This window comes from Actinomycetota bacterium (assembly GCA_019347575.1).
GTDB lineage: Bacteria > Actinomycetota > Nitriliruptoria > Nitriliruptorales > Nitriliruptoraceae > JAHWKY01.
The window spans coordinates 102,305-124,515 of sequence record JAHWKY010000009.1 but is presented as its reverse complement, the minus strand read 5'-3'; the positions used below and the strand labels follow the sequence as shown (position 1 = coordinate 124,515).

Below are 22,211 nucleotides of genomic sequence, written 5' to 3'. Positions count from 1 at the left end.
ACCGCCAGGGCCGGCACGTACGCTTCGACATTCGCGAGGAGTAGCTCTTGGCCCAACCGAAGTACGTGGGGACCGAGACCGAGTTCGGGATCACCGTCTCGGGCCAACCGGACGTGAACCCGGTCCTGGCGTCCTCGATGGTCGTCAGCGCGTACCAATCCGCCGAGGAGCCGGTCCGCTGGGACCACTCCGACGAGCATCCCCTGCGTGACGCGCGTGGTTTCGACGAGCCCAGCCCGCACGAACCCCCCTCGGACGAGGAACTCGGGCTCGCGAACACCGTCCTGACGAACGGGGCGCGGTTCTACGTCGACCACGCCCATCCCGAGTACTCGTCGCCGGAGTGCAGCAACGCGCGCGACCTCGTGGTGTGGGACAAGGCGGGGGAGCGCATCCTCGAGGAGGCTGCCCGGCGGGCGGCCCACACGCTGCCCGACGGTGGCAGGATCCTGATCCACAAGAACAACACCGACGGCAAGGGTGCGGCCTACGGCACGCACGAGAACTACCTCGTCCCGCGCTCGGTCCCCTTCCCCTCGCTCGTCACCAACCTGATCCCCTTCTTCGTCTCGCGGGTCATCTACACCGGGGCAGGACGGATCGGCAACGAGTTCGGGCTCGACGACACGCCCTTCCAGCTCACCCAGCGCGCTGACTTCTTCGAGGTCGAGGTCGGGCTCGAGACGACCTTGAAGCGCCCCCTGATCAACACGCGTGACGAGCCGCACTCGGATCCGGAGAAGTACCGACGCCTCCACGTCATCAACGGCGACGCGACGCTGTGCGAGGTGGCGACGTTCCTCAAGGTAGGCACGACGATGCTGGTGCTCGACATGATCGAGGACGATCAGCTTCCCGAGGCCCCCCAGCTCGCCCGGCCCGTCGAGTCGTTCCACGAGCTGAGCCACGACCCGACCCTGAAGCGAACGGTGTCACTCTCGGATGGCAGCCGCGCCACCGCCATCGAACTGCAGTGGCGCTACCTCGATGCCGCCAAGACGTACTGCAAGGACCGCGACGTCGATCCGGTGACCGCCGAGGTACTGCAGCGCTGGGAGTGGGTATTGGCCACCGCCGAGGTGGATCCGCTCGCCCTCGCCGGCCAGGTGGATTGGGCCACCAAGCTGCGCCTGCTCGAGCAGTACCGCGACCGACACGGGCTGGCCTGGGACAGTCCGAAGGTGAAGATGGTCGACCTGCAGTACCACGACGTACGCGGTGACAAGGGCCTGTACAACCGACTAGCGGCGCGGGGCGAGGTCGAGCGCCTCGTGGCCGAGAGCGAGATCCAGGCGGCCATGACCGAACCGCCCGCGGACACGCGCGCCTACTTCCGCGGCAAGTGCCTCGCGAAGTTCAGACGTCAGATCGTCGCGGCAGGGTGGGACGCCCTGATATTCGACGTGGGTCGTGACGCGCTCCAGCGTGTCCCGATGATGGAGCCGGGGCGCGGCACCAAGGCGCACGTCGGCGACCTGCTCGATCGCTGCGACACCGCCGAGGAGCTCCTCGGCGAGCTCCAGGGCTGAAGCGGACCGCCTCACCACCCGGGTACCCTCCTCCTCGACGCGTTCCAGATGCGGAGGCTGCGTGTGAGCGACGGAGGTCAGACCCAGAAGAGTTCCTCCGCCTCCGATCAGGTCGAAGAGGCTCCCGAGGCCACGACGACGACCGACGAGGAGGCCAAGGAGCTACTCGAGGACGTCGACGAGCTGCTCGATGAGATCGACGAGGTCCTCGAGGAGAACGCCGAGGAGTTCATCAAGAACTACGTCCAGAAGGGCGGCCAGTAGCCCCGACGTGGAGCTGTCCGTCCTCGACTACGTCGTCCTCGTCGTCGACGACCTCGATCGGTCGCTCGCCTTCTACACCGGGACGCTCGGGCTCACGCTCGATCACCGCTCCGATCCCTACGCGCAGCTCGCCACCGGCCAGACCCGTCTCGCACTGTTCGAACGGTCGGCGATGGCGGCCACGATCGGACGTGAGCAACTCGAACGCCCCGATCGCGAGGCGCCGGGGTTCGAGCTGGGGTTCAAGGTCCACGACGTGGACGCCGCCTACGCCGAGCTGATGTCCGCCGGAGCGGTCGCCGCGGTAGGCCCAACCGATCGCCCCTGGGGTCAACGCACCGCCTACGTGCGCGACCCGGACGGCTACCTCATCGAGCTCGCCCAGGACCTCGGCGGTCGCGACGTCGGCTGACTCCGTGTACCACTCTGCTCGGTCATGACCGACAGGACCGGTACATCGAGCCGCAGGGGGCCCGTCAGGTCAGGTCGGTCAGGAGGGCGGGCAGCTCGCGGATGTCGTCGAGCAGCCACACGTCCGTTGCGGGGTCGTGAGCGGGCGGGAGAACGGCACGTTCGAGCGCCCAGGTGAGGTGGTAGGGGATGTGGACCGCGCGGCCGCCGATCTCGAGCACGGGTGCGATGTCCGACCGGGGCGAGTTGCCCACCATGAGGAAGCTGGCGGGCTCGACCCCGAGCGTGCTGACCACACGTCGGTAGGTGGCGGGGTCCTTCTCGGTCACGATGGCGACGTGCTCGAAGATCTCGCCGAGACCTGACGCCGCGAGCTTGCTCTCCTGGTGGAACAGATCGCCCTTCGTGACGAGCGCGAGACGGTGGTCGCGCGAGAGCTGCTCCAGCGTCTCGGCCACGCCTTCGAGGAGCTCGACGGGGTGACGCATCATCTCGCGACCCCACCCGAGGATGGTCGTGATCTCGTCCACGGACACGCGCCCGTCGGTGACGGCGACGGCGGTCTCGATCATCGACAGCGTGAAGCCCTTCACCCCGTACCCGAACACGTCGAGGTTGCGCCGCTCGGTGGCGAGGAGTCCCTGGGCCACCCTCTCGGCTTCGACGTACGGCGCCAGCAGTTCCGCGAACCGCTCCTGGGTGAGGACGAAGTACGACTCCGAATGCCACAGGGTGTCGTCGCCGTCGAAGGCGATGACCTCCACCAACCTCCACCTCCACCTGGCCCGGTGTCGCGCAACCTTGACCGGCCGCCGCCGAGGGTGCAAGCGGCCGGGGCTACCCTCGCCACCCGACCGGCAACTCGCCCACCTGGGGGACCCGTGAACGATCTTCCGCTTCCCGGCCAGCCCGGCTGGACCGCCTTCGACCCGAGCTCTTCGTCGTTCTTCGAGACCCTGCGTCGGAGCGCGCCCGACGCCGTACCGGGCGCCTTCCGGGGCGAGGTCCCGAGCGGCTTCGCCGGATCGGTCCCCGAGGGCACGACCGTGCTGGCGCTCGTGTACGAGGGCGGCGTCATCATCGCGGGCGATCGTCGTGCGACCGCGGGGAACCTCATCTCCAAGAAGGACATGCGGAAGGTGTTCCCAGCCGATCGCTACTCCGCGATCGCGATCAGCGGCGTGGCGGGCACAGCGATGGAGCTCGCGAAGGTCTTCGCGCTCGAGCTCGAGCACTACGAGAAGGTCGAGGGCGAGCACCTGTCTCTCGAGGGGAAGGCGAACAAGCTGGCTCTGATGGTCCGGGCCAACCTGCCCCTCGCGATGCAGGGTCTGATCGTGGTGCCCCTGTTCGCCGGTGTCGATCTGCGGACGGGAGCCGGGCGGATCTTCGAGTACGACCCTACCGGTGGGCGCTACCTCGCTCGCGACTACGCCGCGACCGGTTCGGGTTCCATGACCGCGCGCAGCGTGCTGAAGCGCGAGCACGACCCTGAGAGCGACCTGCCGACCGCCGTCCGACTGGCCGTCGACGCCCTGTTCGACGCCGCCGAGGAGGACAGCGCCACCGGCGGTCCCGATCTCGTGCGACGCATCTACCCCATCGTGGCGGTCATCGACAGCGAGGGCTACGACGAACTCGCCGACGAGACGGTCCGCGAGCACGTCGAGGCCGTGGTCGAGCGTCGTAGCGCCCAGGCCTGATACCGACCACCCCACCCCGAGAGGAGCCAACCGTGGCGGTCCCGTTCTACGTCGCGCCCGAGCAGATGATGAAGGACCGGGCGGAGTACGCCCGCAAGGGCATCGCGCGGGGACGTGCCCTGGTTGCCCTCGAGTACGCCGACGGTGTCGTGTTCGTGGGTGAGAACCCCTCGCGGTCGCTGTACAAGACGTCGGAGATCTACGACCGCATCGCCTACGCGGCGGTCGGCAAGTACAACGAGTTCGAATCACTGCGGGTCGCGGGCATCCGACTGGCCGACGTGAAGGGCTACCAGTACGGCCGCGAGGACGTGCTCGCCAAGTCGCTCGCGAACGCCTTCAGCCAGGCGCTCGGTGGGATCTTCATGGGTGACAGCAAGCCGTTCGAGGTCGAGGTCCTGATCGCACAGGTCAACGACGTGGCGCCAGGGATCGAGCTCTTCCACATCCTCTACGACGGTTCGATCGTGGACGAACACCGCTTCGTCGCCATCGGTGGCGAGTCCGAGGCGCTGATGGAGCAGCTCGAGGACGGCTACGAGGACGGGCTGAGCCTGGGCGCCGCGGTCCGCTTCGCAGTCGGCGTTCTCGGGCAGACGAGCGACCGCGAGATCCCGGCGGACGACCTCGAGGTCTCCGGGCTCGATCGGACGCGCGCGCGACGCCGGTTCTTCCGCGTCCCCGAGGACGAGCTCGCCAGTCTGCTGGACGGCACGTGAGCCGAGCGACCCTGCGGCGCGTGTCCGTGGCCGCGGTCGTCGTCATGGTGGCAGCCGTCACGATCCTGCTCGTGCGTTCGGATAGCAGCCCTCCGCCCGCCCCCGCCCCGAGTCCGACGCGAGCTGCCGAGACCCTGGAGGAACAGCTCGAACGGGTCGCCCGGACGGTGGCGGAGCTGCGGGAGCTGCCCTTCAACGACCTCCCCGCTCCGACGTTCCTGACGCCCGAGGAGCTGGCCGAGGAGGCCGCCGCTGTCGTCGAGGACTACACCCTCGCCGACGCGGACATCGATGCCCGCGTCCTCAGCCTGCTCGGCGCCATCGAGCCCGGAACGGATCTTCGTGAGCTGCTCTCCGTCGCGTTGGCCGAACAGGTCGCTGGCTTCTACGACCCCGAGGACGGCCGCCTCGTCGTGGGGACACGGGATGCGTCCCGCCGTCTGGGTCCCCTCGACGAGCTCGTCCTGGCTCACGAGCTGGAGCACGCGCTCATGGACCAGGTGATCGGCCTGCCTGACCTCGAGGTCGAAGCCGGCGACGAGGACCGTGCCTTCGCACACCAGGCACTGATCGAGGGCGATGCGACCGTCCTCATGGAGGAGTACGCGACCGTCGCGTTCTCCTTCATCGACCAGCTCCGCCTTGCTGGGGAGTCGTTCGCCCTCGCCGGACAGCTCGAGAACCTCACGGAGATGCCCCACGTCATCCAACGCACGCTGCTGATGCCCTACGAGGAGGGGGCGGTGTTCGTCCGCACCCTCCTCGATCAGGGTGGCTGGGCCGCCGTGGACGACGCCTACCGCTCGCCACCGGATACCACCGCCGACATCCTGTACCCCGAGCGCTACCTCAGCGGCGAGGAGCACGTCGCTCCCCGACCGGTCCCCGCTCCCGGCGGAGCGTGGGTCCACGGCGCGACCATGGGCTTCGGGGCGGCCGACCTGCTGCTGCTGTTCGAGGCTCCAGCGGGAGAGCCCGACCGCGCCCTCGAGGTTCCACGCGAACGGGCCGCGGCGTGGAACGGCGGGACCCTCGCGCTGTTCCTGCAGGGCGAGGTGTCCTCCGTGGGCATCGGGCTGGCCGACCGCGGCGGCCTGTGCCTGTCGGTGACCGCTTGGTACGAGGCCGCCTTCCCCGAAGCCACGGCGAGCGTCGACTCGGACGGGACGGCGGTCTTCGACGGCGCGACGCAAGACGCGGTCGTGCACTGTCCTCCCGATGAGGTCCGCGTGGGCATCGCCCCCGACCTCGGCACGGCGCGGACCTTGGCCGGTTGAGCCGGGTCCGCGCGGATCGGCGCGCAACGTGCCATCCTGGTCATCGGCGTCGGGTTCACGGCGCCCCGGCGCAGCGAGCAGGTGAACGTGGAACGGCGCATCTTCGGGGTCGAGAACGAGTACGGAGTCACGTGCACGTTCCGAGGCCAACGGCGACTCAGTCCCGACGAAGTCGCCCGCTACCTGTTCCGGCGGGTCGTGTCGTGGGGTCGATCGTCCAACGTGTTCCTCGAGAACGGGGCGCGGCTGTACCTCGACGTCGGCAGCCATCCCGAGTACGCGACACCCGAGTGCGACTCGCCGCGGCAAGCCGTCATCCACGACCGCGCCGGCGAGCGCATCCTCGAGGATCTCGTCGCCTCGGCGGAACGCCGACTGCACGAGGAGGGGATCGCGGGCGAGATCTCGCTGTTCAAGAACAACACCGACTCCGCCGGTAACAGCTACGGCTGTCACGAGAACTACCTGGTCGCGCGTGTGGGGGAGTTCCAGCGGCTCGCCGATGCGCTGATCCCGTTCCTCGTCACCCGCCAGGTGTTCGCCGGGGCGGGGAAGGTCCTGCACACCCCCCGCGGGGCGATCTTCAGCCTCGCGCAACGCGCCGAGCACATCTGGGAGGGCGTGTCCTCGGCCACGACGCGCTCGCGACCGATCATCAACACCCGCGACGAGCCTCACGCCGACGCCGAGCGGTTCCGGCGCCTCCACGTCATCGTCGGCGACTCGAACATGAGCGAGGTCGCCTCGTACCTCAAGATCGCTACCACCGACCTGGTCCTGCGGATGCTCGAGGAACAGGCGGTCATCCGCGACCTGACGCTCGAGAACCCGATCCGTTCCATCCGCGAGGTGAGCCACGACCTGACCGGAAGACGTCGCGTCCGTCTGTCCACGGGACGTGAGATGAGCGCGCTGGAGATCCAGGAGGCGTACCTCGAGCGCGTGGAACGCTTCATCCAGTCCCAGTACCCCGGCGACGAGTACGCCAAGGACGTCCTCGCTCGCTGGCGCTACGTCATCGAGACGCTCCGTGTGGACCCGACCCGGCTCTCACGCGAGCTGGACTGGGTAGCCAAGTACCAGCTCATCGAGGCCTACCGCACGCGTCACGACCTGCCTCTGGCACATCCCCGCATCGCGATGCTCGACCTCGCGTACCACAACGTCGCGCGCGGCCGGGGCCTGTACTACCTGCTCGAGCGTCAGGGGCGGGTCGATCGGCTGCTCACCGACGAGGAGATCGAGCACGCCAAGGAGGAACCGCCGGCGACGACGCGTGCGGCGCTGCGAGGGCGGTTCATCCGGCACGCCAAGGCACGCCGGCGCGACTACACCGTCGACTGGGTGCATCTCAAGCTCAACGACCAGGCGCAACGCACCGTGTTGTGCAAGGACCCGTTCAAGTACGACGACGAGCGCGTGGACAAGCTGATCGCCTCGATGTGACCGTTCCGCGCATCGATGCTGGTACATCGCATCCTCAGGGTTGCGATCCACCAGCGCGGATCGGGCGCAGCCGCAGGAAGTAGCCTCCGGGGCGTGACGGAGAAGTCCGAACGCCTGGTCAACCTGGTCATCGCCCTGAAGGAGGTGCGTCGGCCGGTGACGTTCGCGTGGATCAAGGACGCGATCCACGCGTACCAGCAGGAAGATCCGGAGTCGGCGCGGCGTCAGTTCGAGCGCGACAAGGACGATCTGCGTTCACTCGGCATCCCCGTCGAGACCCGCGACACCGATGCGCTCGGTGGAGAGCTGGGCTACATCATCGACCACCGCGCGTACGAGCTGCCCCCCATCAGCCTGACCGCCGAGGAGATCACCGCGCTCGCGGTCGCGTTGCAGATGACGGGAGAGGAGCGCGCACGACTCGCCTACGCGAAGCTGGCCGCACGCGCCCCGGATCCCGGTAGCGACGGGGCGGCGCCTCAGGCTCGCGTCAGCCTCGGGCTCAACGCGATCGATCAGATCGCCCCCGCTCTGCGCGAGCACCGCCCCGTCACCTTCGCCTACCGCACCGCGACGGGGGAGGACTCGCAGCGGACCGTCGATCCCTACGCCGTCGTCGCGCGTCGGGGCCACTGGTACCTCGTCGGTCGGGACCACGACCGGGACGACGTCCGGGCGTTCCGGTTGGATCGTCTCATCAGCGACGTGACCCCAGGTGGCGAGGTGGAGGCCTACTCGATCCCCGAGGGTCTCGACGTGTCCACGCACCTGGAGGGTCCGGATCGCGAGCACCAGGATGTCACCATCGCCCTCGCCCCACGCGTCGCCTGGGAGGCCGAGGCACGCGGTGGACGCACGATCGAGACGCGTGACGACGACTGGACGGTCGTGGCCATCACCGATGCGCCGATCACGCGCACCGTGTCGTGGATCGTCGGGCTCGGTGACGAGGCCGAGGTGATCGAACCCATCGAGGTGCGTGAGCGGGTGGTGTCCCACCTGCGCGCCGTCGCGGGGGTGGAGTCGTGAGTCCACGAGCCTCCGACGATGCCCTCGGGATGCTGGCCTTCGTGCCGTGGGTGCTCGCGCATCCCGGTGCGACCGTCGCGGACGCGGAAGCCACGTTCGGGGTGCCCCACGGCACCATCGAGCGGTGGGTGGGCATGCTGAACTTCTGCGGCCTGCCCGGCCTCGGAGGCGGCGCGCTGATCGAGGCCGACATCTTCGGTGACGAGATCGCGGTGCGCATGGCCGATGAGCTCAAGGCACCGATGCGCTTGACCGCGGCCGAAGCCCTGCTGCTCGTGCTCGCCGGCGAGGCGGTCCTCGCGGCTCTGCCCGACGAGGCGCCGTCGCTGCGGTCGGCGCTCGACAAGGTCCGGGCGACCACGGGCATCGGCGGAGAAGCGGCCGTCCACCTCGCCGAGGAGGGCGCCGTCTGGACCGCGCCGCTGCGGGAGGCGATCGACCAGGACCGGCAGGTGACCTTCCGCTACCACCGTCGCGCCGACGAGGCCGAGGGCGACCGAACGGTCGACCCGTGGCAACTCCTCGTCCGTGACGGACACTGGTACCTGCAGGCGTACGACGTCGATCGGGCCGCTCCCCGCACCTTCCGACTCGACCGCATGGTCGAGGTGGCGGTGACGGAACAGCCGCGGACGAGACGACCGCCCGCGAAGGGATTGCCCGAGCCCGCCTACGAGCCCGGCGAAGCCGACCTGCGGATCGAACTCGAACTCGTGCCCGGCGCGCGGTGGGTCGCCGAGGCGGTCGAGCCGACCGAGATCGTCGAGTTGGGGGAGGGACGGCTCCGGGTCGTGCTGCACACCCCTGCGACCGCGTGGCTCCGGCGGCTCCTGCTGTCCGCCGGGGTCGGGGCCCGCGTCATCGAGCCATCGGAGCTGGCGGACGAGGTGCGCGACGCGGCTCGCCGCGCGATCGCTCGCTACGCCGGCGGCTGATCGGTCAACGCCGCCACCCGGGGATCGATGACGGGCTGCTCGTCCCGTTCCGGCTTTCCGTCGCCGCCTTCGGGCGGGACGGTCGGCAACGAGAACCAGAACGTCGACCCACGCCCGAGCGCTGAGCGAACGCCGATCCGGCCTCCGTGCGCCTCGACCAGCGTCCGGCAGATGTACAGACCGATCCCCGTACCGCCTGCGCCCCGCGTCGCGGTGCCGTCGAGCTGCTGGAAGCGATCGAACAGGCGTGGCACGTCACCGCTGAAGATGCCGACACCTCGGTCGCGGATGCGGACCTCGATGTCATCCTCGTTCAGGTCGATCTCGACCTCGACCTGCTCGCCGGGTTCGGAGAACTTGAGTGCGTTGTCCAGGAGATGGTGCAGCACCTGCTCGACCTTCGTGACGTCGAACAGCATCGTGAACTCCGCCTGAGGAGGCTCGAAGCGGATGTCGCGCCCGGCGGGGTCGTGCCGGACCGCAGCGACGACCTCCTCGACCGCGGCGATGATGTCACGTCGCTCGATGAACAGCGGCAGTCGGTGGCGCTCGACCCGGGAGACGAGGAGCAGATCCTCGACGAGACGTTCGAGCCGCACGGTGTGGTGGTGGATGCTCTCGAGCGCCTTCGACCGCGCTTCGGGACTGAGCTTGTCCGCGCGCTTGGCCAACGTCCCCGTGTAGCCCTTGATCAAGGTGAGGGGCGTCCTCAGCTCGTGGCCGATCACGGCGACGAAGTCGGCCTTCATCTGCTCCATCTCCTTCTCGGACGTGATGTCCTCCAGTGTCAGGATCCGGGCTCCTGCTGGACCGTGTCCGGGTCGCACCGGCGTGGCCCGCGCACGGAAGGTGCGCGGTTGCGGTGTCAGGAGCGTGACGTCCGCACGCGAAGCGTGTTCCGCGAGGATGAGATCCTCGAGTTCCTGCGACCGCAGCTTGCCGCTCACCGGCGTCCCTGCGTCGAACTCCGAGTTGAGACCGAACAGTTCCGACGCGGCGGGGTTGACGGCCAGCAGCCGCCCGGCGCCGTCCGTGATGATGATCGGGTTCGGCACGGACGCCGCCAGCGAGGTGACCTCGTCCTCCTTCGTCCGCACGCTGCGGAGGAGCAACGCCTTGCCGAGGGCGAGCGCGGCGTGGTGGACGTAGGTGGCCAGCATCCGGATCTGCGGATCCGTCGGAGGCTCCTCGAGGAGCGAGACCAAGAGGCCGCGCGTGGAACCTCCGCCGACGAGGGGAGCGATGACGCCGACCTTCGGGGTGCCGTCGCCGACGAGCGTGTTGAGCACCGGATCGGTGGCGAGGTCGTCGACGACCCGGACCCTCGAGCCCCGGAGAAGTTCGATGAACCCTTCCTTGCGCATCGCGGCCACGATGCGTCCGCGCGGCAGCCCCCGGTAGCGACTTGCCTCGGGGCCGGTTCCCTCCTCGGGTAGTGCACAGACGAACCCGGCACGGGTCGCGATCAACTCCTCGACCGCGTCCAGTATGGCGGCACAGACGTCCTCGACCTCGATGGCGGACGAGAGCGCGTGACTCGCCTCGAACAGCGTCGCCATGTCATCACCGCGGCGCCGGGCCTGGGCGTAGAGCTGGCCGTTGTGTACGGCCGCCGCCGCGAACTCGGCGAGCAGCGTCGCCAGCTCCAGGTCGGGTTCGGCGAACTCCTCGCGTTGGCTGGATCCACCTCGGCGCAGAGCGAGGTTGAGCACACCCTCGATGCGCCCCCGGGTACGCAGCGGAACGCAGACGGCGCTGCGCAGCCTGCTGCGGTGGTCGGACGGCGAGTAGCGCTCGACGGCGACATCGGTTCCGAGCAACAACGGCGTGCCGGTTGCCGCCACGTTGCCGGATATGCCCTGGCCCAGCTCCACCTGGGTGCTCTCGACGATGTGGTCGGGTAGGCCGCTCGCGGCGTGGATCCGCAGCTGGTTGCGGTCGCCGGTGAAGAGCATCACCGACCCCTCGTCGGCATCGAGCAACTCGAGGGCGCGGTCGAGGATCGTGGACAGGGTGGCGTCGAGATCGCCAGCCTCGTTGATCGCCCGAGCGGCGACGACCAACCCGGCCAGCTCCTGTCCCTCGAACTCGGCGATGTCAGCCGCGTCCCGCCCCCGCCGTCCGAACGCCACCGCTCACCTCCGCCGCCGTCCCCGCAGGGTGTCACGTCACCCCATCCCACGCACCCGACCCGTCACCGGTGCCGACCGGTGCACTAGTCCGGTCAGGTGGTTCCCGCGGTTCGGGGACCTGGACCGTCAAGTACGAAGCGTACGTGACCGACTACTGGTAGTGAGCGCATGGGAGGACCTCGAATTGACCCGCATCCGTGCCAACTGCCCGTCCTGTGGTGACATCGATCTGCGTCCACAGGACATCGCGCTCCACGTCGTGCGCAGCGAGGCGGGGGAGGTCGCGGCCGGCAGCAGCTACACGTTCGCGTGCCCGGCCTGCACCGGCCACATCGTCAAGCCAGCGGATGAGCGGATCGCACGTCTGCTCGCAACGGGTGGGGTCCCGGTCAACATCACCAGCGACGACGCCCACGGGACGCCCGCGCCCCATCCCGCCCACCCGGAGGATCCGCCCACCGGCCCCGCGTTCGGGTACGACGATCTGCTCGACCTGCACCTGCTGTTGCAACGCGACGACTGGTTCGTCACTTTGGCGACGGCGCAGCCGCGCCGTCGATAGGCCCTTCGCAACGCTCCCGCCGTCGAGAGCGCGGTCTCGACGGCTCCGATCGCATGCGGACCCGTGGGCTCCTCCATCATGGGGCGACGGCGCAGCCGCGCCGTCGATAGGCCCTCCGCACGCTCCGGATCGCACTGGGTCAGCACGTACACTGACCGCCAACATCCGCCAGAGCTAGCCGGGGAGGGCCCCGTGGCGACCCCAGCACTCGTCGTGGTCATCGTCGCGTCGATCATCAGCGTCAGCGTGCTGGTCGTGGCGATCGCACTCGTCGTGGTCCAGGTGAAGCACCTGATGGCGGGCCTCAGCAAGGTCCAGCAGGAACTCGACCCCCACCTGGCGGAACTCTCCACCGCGGCGGAGGAGACCCAGCGACGCCTCGAGCAGGTCAGCGAGGCGGGTCGGGCGCTCAACGACGGCGGATCGAGCACCGCCTCGTCCGCGGACTGACTGCGCGTGCCCGGCTGAGCCGCACCCCACAGTACACTCGGCGTTCCGACGAGCAGCCGCATCGTGCGGCAGATCGAGGTGACCATGGGCGGTTTCGGTGCCCCCGAGCTGATCATCGTCCTCGTGGTGATCGTGTTCCTGTTCGGTGCGAAGAAGCTCCCTGACCTCGCCTCCTCCATGGGCAAGAGCATCAAGGAGTTCCGCAAGGCCACCGAGGAGGAGGAGGAGGAGGAGGCCGAGGGCGCCTCCAAGGCCGACCCGGAGGCGTGACCGCAGGGCAGGCGGGCACGTCCGGCGAGATGACCCTCACGGAGCACCTCGCCGAACTGCGGACCCGACTCGTACGCATCGCGCTCGCCCTCGTGGGGGGCGCGATCGTCGGTTACGTGGTCTTCCCCGACCTGCTCGAGTTCCTCATCGCTCCGTACTGCGACATCCCCTCGTCCTTCCGACCGACGGGCGCCGACGGCGGCTGTGCTCTGGTCGCGAACCGGGCACTCGAGCCGTTCTCGGTACGCATCAAGGTGTCGCTGCTCTTCGGAGCGTTCGTGACGGGTCCGGTGATCTTCTACCAGCTGTGGCGTTTCATCACGCCGGGACTCACGACGCGGGAGCGACGCTACGCGCTGCCCTTCGTGGTCGGCAGCCAGGTCATGTTCGCCGCCGGGATCGCCTTCGCCTACCTCATCATCCCGAAGGGCCTCGAGATCCTGCTCGGGTTCGGCGGCGAGGGCATCGCACCCCTGCTCACCGCCGACGCCTACATCTCCTTCCTGCTCACCACGGCCATCGCGTTCGGGCTGGTGTTCGAGCTGCCGCTCGCGCTGATCTTGCTGGCGCTCGTGGGCGTCGTGAACGCGACCCAGCTCCGTCGGTTCCGGCCGTACGCGCTGGTCCTCAACGTCGTCGTCGCGGCTCTGGTGACGCCCACCACGGACGCCATCACCCTGCTGTTCATGGCCGTGCCGATGGCTCTGTTCTACGAGAGCTCTATCCTGGCTGCCTGGCTCATCGACCGGAGCAGGAGGAAGCGCGCTTGAGCGACACCCGTGGTCCGCGCCCCGGGAGGGTCCCCCCCCACGTGCAGGAGCGGCTCTTCGCGAAACGTGAACGGGCCGAGCGGCGGGCTGCCGCGGGACCCCCCTGGCGTGGTCTCCCCGCCATCCTCGCGTACGTCGTCATCGCCGTGCTGATCGGCCTCGGTATCGGTGTTGGGCTGGCCAGCGACTCGCCGAACGAAGCAGCGGCTGAGGTCATCACCGAGCAGGTCGTGCCGATCGCCAACGAGGGGAACGCGGTCTGGACGGTGGGAACGGCCGACCGCCCCGCGGTGGCCGGGCTGGTGGAGCAGGGCACCCTGGCCGACGACGTCACGCCGATAATCGACAACCACGAGGCGTGGTCGATGGCCATCAACGACGCCCTGACACGCCTCGAGGCCGTCGAGGTGCCGGCTGAGGGGGCGGCGGTGCACGCGCTGTACCTGGACGCGTTGCGGCTGACGAGCCAGGCGATCGAGGTCCTCGGGGCGGCTGCCGCACACGAGGGGGTGGCACGCAACGAGCTGCTCGTCGAGGCGTCCCGGTTGCGCGCGATGGCCGAGGCCATGCTCGATCAGGCGACGCGAGCCCTCGTCGGGCTCCAGGGAGGTGACCCGGGGGCGCCTCCGGTCGCTCCGATCCTGCCACCCGTGACCGGCCCGACACAGGACCCGGCAGAACGGTTCGCACCTCCGGTGATACCGACGGAACCGGTTCCGACCGCCCCCGCCACCGAGGCTCCCACCGCGCCCGCGCCCGACGGGACCGACGCCACCGAGGCACCGTCACCAGCGGCGTCGTGAGTCCAGCTCCCGACGAGGATCGCGGGTCGGCGGTCGCCCGGTTCCAGGAGGGCTACGGCTTCCCGCTGGACCGCTTCCAGCAGCAGGCGGTCTCCGCGTTGCTGCGGGGTGCATCCGTGCTCGTCGCCGCCCCGACCGGCGCCGGCAAGACCGTCGTGGGCGAGTTCGCTTGCTGGTACGCGATCGACCGGGGAGGGAAGTGCTTCTACACGACGCCGATCAAGGCCCTGTCGAACCAGAAGTACCGCGACCTCGTTGAGCGGCACGGTGCAGCCAACGTCGGGCTGTTGACCGGCGACCGCTCGATCAACGGCGAGGCGCCGGTGGTCGTCATGACCACCGAGGTCCTCCGCAACATGCTCTACGAGCGCTCGTCGACGCTCGTGGGTCTGCGCTACGTGGTGCTCGACGAGGTGCACTACCTCGCTGACCGCGAGCGCGGAGCGGTGTGGGAGGAGGTGCTGATCCAACTGAGCGAGGCCGTGCAGGTCGCGGCGCTCTCGGCCACCGTCAGCAACGCCGAGGAGTTCGGTGACTGGCTCGCGTCCGTCCGCGACGGTTGCGAGGTGATCATCGAGGAGCGTCGCCCCGTGCCGTTGCGCCACCACTACTTCGTCAACGACCGCATCTACCCCACGTTCACGACCGGCCGACGCAAGTCACCGACGGCCGAGCAGCAGGAACGAGCCGCCCAGGCACTCGCCGGCGTCCCCAACCCCGAGGTCGTGATGCTGGAGCGCCGGTCCGGACGGGGCCACCGGGTCTCCAGCAAGGGCCGTCGGGTGAGAGCTGGCCCCCGGCTGCGGTGGCCGGCTCGCTGGCAGGTGGTCGAGGAGCTCCGGTCGCGCGGTTGGCTGCCGGCGATCGTGTTCGTGTTCAGCCGCGCTGGGTGCGAGGGCGCGGTGGAGGAGCTCGTCCGGGCGGGCCTCAAGCTGGCCAGCAAGCAGGAGCGGCGGGAGCTCGACGCCATCGCGGAAGCGGTCGCCACCGACATCCCCTCACGCGACCTCGACGTACTGGGCTACTCGGCGTGGCGCCAAGCTCTGCTTCACGGTATCGCCGCCCACCACGCCGGACTCGTCCCGGCGTTCAAGGAGGCGGTCGAGGTGGCGTTCCAGCGCGGCCTGCTCAAGCTCGTCGTGGCGACCGAGACGTTGGCCCTCGGGATCAACATGCCCGCGCGCACCGTGGTCATCGAACGGCTCGAGAAGTGGGATGGCGAGCAGCACGCGCTGCTCACGCCGGGCGAGTACACCCAGCTGACAGGTCGGGCGGGGCGTCGCGGGATCGACGACATCGGTCACGCGGTGGTGCTCTACCAGCGCGATCTCGACTTCCCGACCGTTGCTGGGTTGGTGGGCACCCGCACGTACCCGCTGCGGTCGTCGTTCGAGCCGTCGTACAACATGGCGGTCAACCTGCTGCGCTACCGCTCGCGCGCGGACGCCGAGACCCTGCTCGGTGCGTCGTTCGCGCAGTTCCAGGCGGACCGCGCGGTCGCCGGCACCGGCAAGGAGCTGGCACGTCTCGACGATGCCATGCGTGGCTACTCCCAGCACCTGCGGTGCGACCGAGGCGACTGGACGGAGTACGCCGCGCTCCGTCGCGAGCTGAGTCAGCGGGAGAAACGGGAGGCACGGGAGCGGGCGGCCACGGCCGGCGATGCCGTCCGGACGGGACTCGCGAGCCTCCTCCCGGGTGATGTGCTGGCGCTGCCGTGGCTGCCGCGTCGCGGCTTGGCGGCGGTCGTGACGTTGCGCGAGACCAAGCGGGGCGACGTGCTCGCGCAGGTCGTGACCGAGGACCGCCGGCTCGAACGCGTCGGGACGCGCGAACTCGACGCACCACCCTTGATCGCCGGTCGGGTCGAACTGCCGACCCACGGCAACGCCCGGCAGCGGGAGTACCGCGAGGTCGTCGCCTCGCGGCTGCGATCGGTGGAGCCGCCGCTAGAGGTGCAGCCCCCGCTGCCGGTGCAGCAGGGCCCGTCCGAGGAGGTCGAGGAGCTCCGGCGCCGCGTCCGCGCGCACCCGTGCCACGACTGTCCCGACCGCAGCGACCACGAACGCTGGCAGCACCGCTTCGACGAGGTGGCGCGCGATGCCGAGCGCATGCGTCGTGACATCCAGCGGCGGACCGGTTCGCTGGTGCGGCAGTTCGACCGCATCCTGCACGTGCTGACGGACCTGGGGTACGTCGTGGACGAGCAGCCGACCGAGGTGGGGACGACCCTCGCCGGGATCTACGCGGAGGCGGACCTCTGCATCGCCGAGAGCGTCCGGCGTGGGGTCCTGGACGGCCTCGGTGCGGCGGAGCTGGCCGGTGTGGCAGCGTTCTTCGCCTACGAGCCGCGTGGCGGCGAGGCCACCCCCGATCCCGAGATCCCGACGGCCGGTCTGAGCTCCGCCCTGAACGAGATCGAGGGTCTCGCGGATCACCTGCGTCGCCGGGAGCGGCAGGCCGATCTCGAACCGCTGCGCGACCTGGACGCGGGGTTCGTCGCCCCGGCGTACCGGTGGGCGAACGGGGCGGGTCTGGATGACGCGCTGGGCTCACTCGAGCTGTCCGGCGGTGACTTCGTGCGGGTGACCAAGCAGGTCGCGGACCTCGTGGGCCAGCTGCGTGACGTCACGACCGAGGAGACGTCCACCCGAGCACGCCACGCCGTCGATGCGCTGCGGCGGGGCATCGTCGAGGCGTGACGCGCCGCCAGTAGGCTCGCGCTGTGGACGCTTCCCTCCTCGACGACCTACGAGCGCGGCTCGCTTCGGACCGCGTGTCCACCGATGCCACCGTCCGGTCCCTGCACGCTCACGACTGGTGGCCGCGCCCGATCATGCAGCGCCGCGCCGGCACGACGTTGCCGGAACCCGAGGCGGTCGTCCGTCCGCGTACACGGGACGAGGTCGTCACGACCCTGCGGTGGTCCACCGAGCACGGCATCGGCGTGGTGCCCTACGGCGCTGGTACCGGAGTGTGCGGGGGTGCCATGCCGGTCCCTGGGGCGGTCACCATCGACCTGAAGGGCCTCAACCGCATCGGTGAACTCGACGAGGTCAGCGGGACTGTCACGGTGGAGCCGGGTGTGACCGGTCAGGCGCTGGAGGACCACCTGGCCCACCGGGGGTGGACGCTGGGGCACTTCCCGTCGTCGATCCAGGCCTCGACCATCGGGGGGTTCCTCGCGGTCCGTTCGGCAGGTCAGGCGTCATCGTTCTACGGCAAGCTCGAGGAAACGGTCGTCGGTCTCGAGGTCGTGCTCGCGGACGGCACGGTGGTGACGTACGCCCCGCGTCCGCAGTCCGCGGCCGGACCCGACCTGGTCCGTCTGTTCCTCGGCGGTGAGGGGACCACCGGCATCATCACGTCGGCGACGCTGCGCATCTGGCCGCGCCCCGACGTCGCCGTGGACCGGGGGCTGCTGTTCCCCGACATACCCTCGGCGCTCGGGGCGTGTCGCGAGTTCCTGCGCACCGGTCTGCGGCCACACGTGTACCGCCTCTACGACGAGGCCGACACGGCGCTGGTGTTCGGATCCCAGGGCCTCGAGGTCCCCCGCTTCGACGCGGACCGCCAGGGCTGCCTGTGCATCGTCGCAGCGGAGGGCACCGAGTCCGTGGCGGGGTTCGTGGCCGAGACCGCTCGGCGGATCATGCTCGATCACGGTGCCCACGACCTCGGAGCCGAGCCGGGAGAGAACTGGCGCGCACACCGACACGACGTGTCCTACCGCTTCGCCGACTACGTGAAGCCAGGCGGTGCCTTCGGTGACGCGCTCATGCTCGACACGATGGAGGTGGCCGCGGTGTGGTCGCGTCTCGTTCCCCTGTACGAGTCGGTGAGGGCCGCCCTAGATCAGCACTGCGACCTCGTGTTGGCTCACTTCAGTCACGTGTACCCCGAGGGCTCGTCGATCTACTTCACGCTCGGAGCCGTGAACGACGGTGACGAGGATCGTGCGCTCGCACGCTACGACGCGGCGTGGGAGGCGGGGATGCAGGCCACTCTCGAAGCAGGGGGGACGACGACGCACCACCACGGGGTCGGGTTGCTGCGTGCGCCCTGGCTCGCACAGGACCTCGGTGGCGGGGGGTGGGAGGTGCTGGGTCGGGTGAAGCGTGCGCTCGATCCGCAGGGCCTGCTCAACCCCGGCAAGCTCGGACTGGGAGGTCCGGTGTGACGCTACCACTGATCGACACCAAGCTGACCGACCTGGCGGTACACGGCAGCTTCTGCCCCAAGCTGTGCAGCCACACCTGCCCGGTCCTCCGCGCGACCGGTCGCGACGAGGCCACGCCATGGTCGCTGCACCGCGTGGTTGCCGACATCGCCACTGGCCGCACCGAGGTCGACACCAGCACCGGACGGGCGCTGCACCACTGCACCGGGTGCCACGCGTGCGCCACGGCGTGCGCGTGGGAGGACCAGGACGTCCCGGCGCAGGTCCGGTCGGGCCGCGCAGCCGTGCACGCGGTCGGCGCGGACGTCGACGCGGCTCGTGCCGCGATCGATCACGTCGGCGAGGGACGGACCCCCGACGGGCACCCCCCGCTCGAGCTACCCGCTGGGCCGGAGACGGCGTCCGTCGTCCTCGTGGCCGGGTGCCGCGACCGGGTCGAGACGGTCAGCGCGTTCGAGCGGATCACTGCGGCAGCAGGCGACGACCTACGCATCGTCGTGCCGCCAGGCTGCTGCGGCTCGCGCCTCGACGACCTCGGCGCGATCGACGAGGCGACCGCGTGCCGGACGCGGCTCGATCGCGCGCTGGGGTCGCACGACGGGGCGCGCACGGTCGTGCTCGATCCCCACTGCCTGCCGAGCGTCCGCGCCGCAGCCAGTGGCGACGTCGTGGACGCTGTCTCCTACATCGCCGGTGTCGTCAGCGGAGGAAGGGTCGACATCGCTCCCGACACGGGCACCGGGCTCGAGGTCACCTGGCACGACCCCTGCGTCCTCGCGCGCACCGAGTCGGTCACCGCGGCGCCCCGGCACCTGCTCGGCACCCTCGGGATCCACGTCGCCGAACCCGAGGGGGCCGGCGCCGACACGCACTGCAGCGGCGCAGGGATGGAGTTCCCGCGCCTCGAGCCCGAGGCTGCGGCTGAGGTCGCGGGGCGCCGGTCTGCCCAGCTCCGTGCGGCCGCGGATGTCACCGTGACCTCGTGCCCTGCAGCGCGTGAACACCTCGGAGCCGCCGGGGTCGACGTGCGCGATCTGATCGAACTGGTCGCCGATCGCATCGGGAAGGTGACGTGAGCAGTCCCTTCGGTCCGATGCTGCTCATCGCCAACCCGCAGGCGGGACGTGGCCGCGATGCCGTGCTTCGTCGACTGGGCGAGGCGCTCACGGCCCGCGGCCTGGTGCACGACATCGCGGTGACCCGGGGACCGGGCCACGCGACCGTCCTCGCCCGCGATGCCGTCGCTGACGGACGTCGGTTCGTCGTCGCGGTGGGCGGAGACGGCACGATCCACGAGGTCGTCAACGGACTGGTCGACATCGAGAGCGGCACGGCGCCCGAGGCCCTCGCGTTCGGTGCCGTGCCGGCCGGTTCAGGGAGCGACTTCGTCCGCACGTTCGGACTCGACCGCGCCCCCGAGAAGTTGGCTCGTCACCTCGATGGTGAGACGCTGTACCCCATCGACGTCGGCCGGGTGCGGTTACTCGGGGACGACGGCCGTGAGGCGGTCCACCTGTTCGCCAACATCGCCGAGGCCGGGTACGGCGGCGTCGTGACGCAGAAGGCCAACGGCTACCCGCGCTGGCTGGGCAAGGCCCGCTACCTGCTCGCTATCGTCGGAGCCATCCGCAGCTTCGACCTGGTGCAGGCGCAGGTCACGATCGATCACACCGAGGTCGACGAGCCGATCAGCAACGTGATCGTCGCCAACGGTCAGTTCTTCGGTGGCAACCTCAAGGTCGCGCCCCGCGCGATCCCGGACGATGGCACGTTCAACGTCCAGGTGTGGCGTGGCAGCGCGAAGGATGTGTTCCTGAAGACGAACAAGCTGCGCACAGGCGAGCACCTGTCGGACGCCGACGTCCGCGAGTGGCAGTCCTCGACCGTGCGCATCGAAGCGGCGCACCCGCTCGTGATCGAAGCGGACGGCGAGGTCCTGGGCACGACGCCGGCGACGTTCGATCTGCTGCCGAAGGCGCTCAACCTCAAGATCTGAGCGTCTCGATCTGTCGCAGGGGCACGACCCCGCGCTCTGCTCGCACGCGGCCGAGGTAGTCGTCGACCTGGCGCTGCCGTTCGGCGTCGTCCCAGCCCAGGACCGTGCCCATCACGGCAGCGGCTCGGTCGATCCCAGCACCGCCCGCGGACGCGTGTCGCAAGGAGACCCGGGTGCGGCGCTGGAGCACGTCATCGAGCGTGCGGCCGAGTTCGTGCTGCACCGCCCACCGCACCTCTCCGACCAGGTAGGGCAGGTCAGGCACGAGGGTTTCCGCCTCGCCGTCACGGATGCACGCGCTCAGGACCGCTGGTGCGGCATCGCCGTGCCGGGCGTAGAGCGCAGCCGCCACGTCATCGCCGACCCCCCAGGTCCGCGCGACCGCGCGTGCGCGCCCGAGCCCGTCGGCGACGGTCCCCCTGGCTCCGAGCGCGATCCGGCTCGTCACGCACCGGCGTCGGTTGCCATCAGCCGCCGCCAGACGATCGACGACGTCCTGTGCCATCTGCCGGTAGGTCGTCAGCTTTCCGCCCGTGACGGTGACGAGGCCGACGGGGTCCTCGAAGATCGCGTGGCGCCGTGACAGGTCCTTGGATGCCGCGGATGCCGCCTCCTGTTGGCCGCGCAGGAGCGGACGCAGGCCGGCCCACGCCCCGACGACGTCACGCAGGGCGAGCGTCGTTCCGAACGATGCGTTGACGGCATGCAGCAGGTACCCAGCCTCCGGTGGGTCGAGCCGCATCTCGTCCACGCTGCCGCCGTGCGGCTCGTCGGTGGTTCCGACGTAGACCTGCTCGCCCCAGGGGACCAGGAACACCCGGCGTCGATCGCGCGCCCCACTGTCCACGATGACGGCACGTCGGAGCGGGACGTCCACCCCGCGCAGGACGAGGTGGACGCCCTTCGAGGGGGTCAACCAGCCTGCCCCGCGGCCCGGGGCCAACCCACGGACCCGATCGGCCCACACACCGGTCGCGGAGACGACCCAGCGGGCACGCACGTCCCGCTCCGCGCCGCTGAGCCGGTCGCGCACCGTCGCCCCCACGACCCGATCGCCCGAACGCAGTAGTTCGACCACCTCGGTGTGGTTGGCCACCGCGGCCCCCATCCGACGTGCTCGCTGGACCACCGCGAGGGTCAGTCGCGCGTCGTCGGTGCGGCAGTCGACGTAGAGGTAGCCGCCGTGATCGGCTCCGCGACGCAGCCCGGGAACGGCGTCCTGGACCGCGGCCGGACCGAGGCGTTGATGGCGGCGCACGTTGCGCAGTCCGAGCATGCCGTCGTAGATGATCAGGCCCAGGCGCAGGAGCACGGATGACCGCGCGCTGTTGACGGGGACGACGAAGCCCAGCGGCCGCACCAGGTGGGGAGCCAGGCGCCGCAGCCGCTCCCGTTCCCGTGCGGCTTCGTAGACGAGTCCGACGTCGCCTTGCTCGAGGTAGCGGACCCCTCCGTGGATCAGCTTCGAGGACTTCGACGACGTTCCCGAGGCGAGGTCTGCGCGTTCAACCAACGCCACGTGGTACCCGCGCGTGGCCGCATCGAGGGCGATGCCTGCCCCCGTGATGCCTCCTCCGATGACCAGGACGTCCACCGGGGCGTCCGTGACGCGATCGAGGGCGTCCTCGCGGTCGAGCAGCAGCGTCGTACCTCCGACGGCGCGATCGTAGGCGGTCCCGGTCGGGCCGCCCGGGGTCAGGCCACCTAGGATGCGGGCGCGAAGGAGGAGCACCGG

21 protein-coding genes are annotated in these 22,211 nt (G+C 70.0%); 18 read left to right on the top strand and 3 right to left on the bottom strand.

The window, feature by feature from the left end; genetic code table 11:
* Positions 1-65: 65 nt before the first annotated feature.
* Genes KY469_08070 through KY469_08060 form a run of 3 tightly spaced genes read left to right on the top strand, consistent with a single transcriptional unit; the run spans position 66 to position 2,205 of the window.
* Positions 66-1,529: a proteasome accessory factor PafA2 gene (locus KY469_08070; protein MBW3663039.1), complete on the top strand. Its 1,464-nt coding sequence runs from the start codon at positions 66-68 to the stop codon at positions 1,527-1,529.
* A gap of 48 nt (positions 1,530-1,577) precedes the next feature.
* Positions 1,578-1,793: a ubiquitin-like protein Pup gene (locus tag KY469_08065; protein MBW3663038.1), complete on the top strand. Its 216-nt coding sequence runs from the start codon at positions 1,578-1,580 to the stop codon at positions 1,791-1,793.
* On the top strand, positions 1,720-2,205 hold the full coding sequence (locus KY469_08060) for a VOC family protein (protein MBW3663037.1): 486 nt from the start codon (positions 1,720-1,722) through the stop codon (positions 2,203-2,205). Before KY469_08065 ends, KY469_08060 begins: the two co-directional genes overlap by 74 nt.
* Positions 2,206-2,269: 64 nt before the next feature.
* Here the strand turns inward: KY469_08060 and KY469_08055 are convergent, their stop codons facing one another.
* Positions 2,270-2,971 (bottom strand): HAD family hydrolase, encoded by a 702-nt coding sequence (locus KY469_08055; protein ID MBW3663036.1) that lies wholly within the window; start codon positions 2,969-2,971, stop codon positions 2,270-2,272.
* On the opposite strand from KY469_08055, the gene prcB reads away from it, so the two are divergent.
* The 6 genes from prcB (at position 2,927) to KY469_08025 (ending at position 9,313) form a co-directional block, all read left to right on the top strand.
* On the top strand, positions 2,927-3,907 hold the full coding sequence (prcB, locus tag KY469_08050; GenBank protein ID MBW3663035.1) for a proteasome subunit beta: 981 nt from the start codon (positions 2,927-2,929) through the stop codon (positions 3,905-3,907). The two genes, KY469_08055 and prcB, sit on opposite strands and share 45 nt — an antisense overlap.
* Before the next feature lie 32 nt (positions 3,908-3,939).
* A complete protein-coding gene (prcA, locus tag KY469_08045; protein MBW3663034.1) occupies positions 3,940-4,626 on the top strand; it encodes a proteasome subunit alpha in 687 nt (228 codons plus the stop codon).
* Positions 4,623-5,903, top strand: a complete 1,281-nt coding sequence (locus KY469_08040) for a hypothetical protein (GenBank protein MBW3663033.1) — start codon at positions 4,623-4,625, stop codon at positions 5,901-5,903. The genes prcA and KY469_08040 overlap by 4 nt, the downstream gene beginning before the upstream one ends.
* Positions 5,904-5,990: 87 nt before the next feature.
* A complete protein-coding gene (gene pafA / locus KY469_08035; protein MBW3663032.1) occupies positions 5,991-7,349 on the top strand; it encodes a Pup--protein ligase in 1,359 nt (452 codons plus the stop codon).
* A gap of 93 nt (positions 7,350-7,442) precedes the next feature.
* Entirely contained in the window at positions 7,443-8,378 is a 936-nt protein-coding gene (locus tag KY469_08030; protein ID MBW3663031.1) for a WYL domain-containing protein, read from the top strand.
* Complete coding sequence (locus KY469_08025) at positions 8,375-9,313, top strand: WYL domain-containing protein (GenBank protein MBW3663030.1); 939 nt, start codon at positions 8,375-8,377, stop codon at positions 9,311-9,313. Before KY469_08030 ends, KY469_08025 begins: the two co-directional genes overlap by 4 nt.
* On the opposite strand, the gene KY469_08020 is transcribed toward KY469_08025, so the two are convergent.
* On the bottom strand, positions 9,298-11,445 hold the full coding sequence (locus KY469_08020) for a GAF domain-containing protein (protein MBW3663029.1): 2,148 nt from the start codon (positions 11,443-11,445) through the stop codon (positions 9,298-9,300). The genes KY469_08025 and KY469_08020 overlap by 16 nt on opposite strands.
* Before the next feature lie 160 nt (positions 11,446-11,605).
* On the opposite strand from KY469_08020, the gene KY469_08015 reads away from it, so the two are divergent.
* From KY469_08015 to KY469_07975, 9 genes are all read left to right on the top strand, one after another.
* On the top strand, positions 11,606-12,007 hold the full coding sequence (locus tag KY469_08015; protein ID MBW3663028.1) for a hypothetical protein: 402 nt from the start codon (positions 11,606-11,608) through the stop codon (positions 12,005-12,007).
* Positions 12,008-12,199: 192 nt separating this feature from the next.
* Complete coding sequence (locus KY469_08010; protein MBW3663027.1) at positions 12,200-12,457, top strand: hypothetical protein; 258 nt, start codon at positions 12,200-12,202, stop codon at positions 12,455-12,457.
* Positions 12,458-12,541: 84 nt separating this feature from the next.
* Positions 12,542-12,727, top strand: a complete 186-nt coding sequence (locus KY469_08005) for a twin-arginine translocase TatA/TatE family subunit (GenBank protein ID MBW3663026.1) — start codon at positions 12,542-12,544, stop codon at positions 12,725-12,727.
* The gene (gene tatC / locus KY469_08000; GenBank protein ID MBW3663025.1) at positions 12,724-13,497 is read left to right on the top strand and encodes a twin-arginine translocase subunit TatC; all 774 of its coding nucleotides are present in this window, start codon (positions 12,724-12,726) and stop codon (positions 13,495-13,497) included. The genes KY469_08005 and tatC overlap by 4 nt, the downstream gene beginning before the upstream one ends.
* Entirely contained in the window at positions 13,494-14,300 is an 807-nt protein-coding gene (locus KY469_07995; GenBank protein ID MBW3663024.1) for a hypothetical protein, read from the top strand. The genes tatC and KY469_07995 overlap by 4 nt, the downstream gene beginning before the upstream one ends.
* Positions 14,297-17,002 carry a DEAD/DEAH box helicase gene (locus KY469_07990; protein ID MBW3663023.1) on the top strand — a complete coding sequence of 902 codons (2,706 nt, stop codon included), beginning with the start codon at positions 14,297-14,299 and terminating at the stop codon, positions 17,000-17,002. The genes KY469_07995 and KY469_07990 overlap by 4 nt, the downstream gene beginning before the upstream one ends.
* A gap of 23 nt (positions 17,003-17,025) precedes the next feature.
* A complete protein-coding gene (locus tag KY469_07985; protein ID MBW3663022.1) occupies positions 17,026-18,480 on the top strand; it encodes an FAD-binding oxidoreductase in 1,455 nt (484 codons plus the stop codon).
* Entirely contained in the window at positions 18,477-19,556 is a 1,080-nt protein-coding gene (locus KY469_07980; GenBank protein ID MBW3663021.1) for a (Fe-S)-binding protein, read from the top strand. Before KY469_07985 ends, KY469_07980 begins: the two co-directional genes overlap by 4 nt.
* Complete coding sequence (locus tag KY469_07975) at positions 19,553-20,476, top strand: diacylglycerol kinase family lipid kinase (protein MBW3663020.1); 924 nt, start codon at positions 19,553-19,555, stop codon at positions 20,474-20,476. Before KY469_07980 ends, KY469_07975 begins: the two co-directional genes overlap by 4 nt.
* Here KY469_07975 and KY469_07970 read toward each other — a convergent pair.
* Positions 20,466-22,208, bottom strand: a complete 1,743-nt coding sequence (locus KY469_07970) for a glycerol-3-phosphate dehydrogenase/oxidase (protein MBW3663019.1) — start codon at positions 22,206-22,208, stop codon at positions 20,466-20,468. The two genes, KY469_07975 and KY469_07970, sit on opposite strands and share 11 nt — an antisense overlap.
* Between the last annotated feature and the right edge of the window lie 3 nt (positions 22,209-22,211).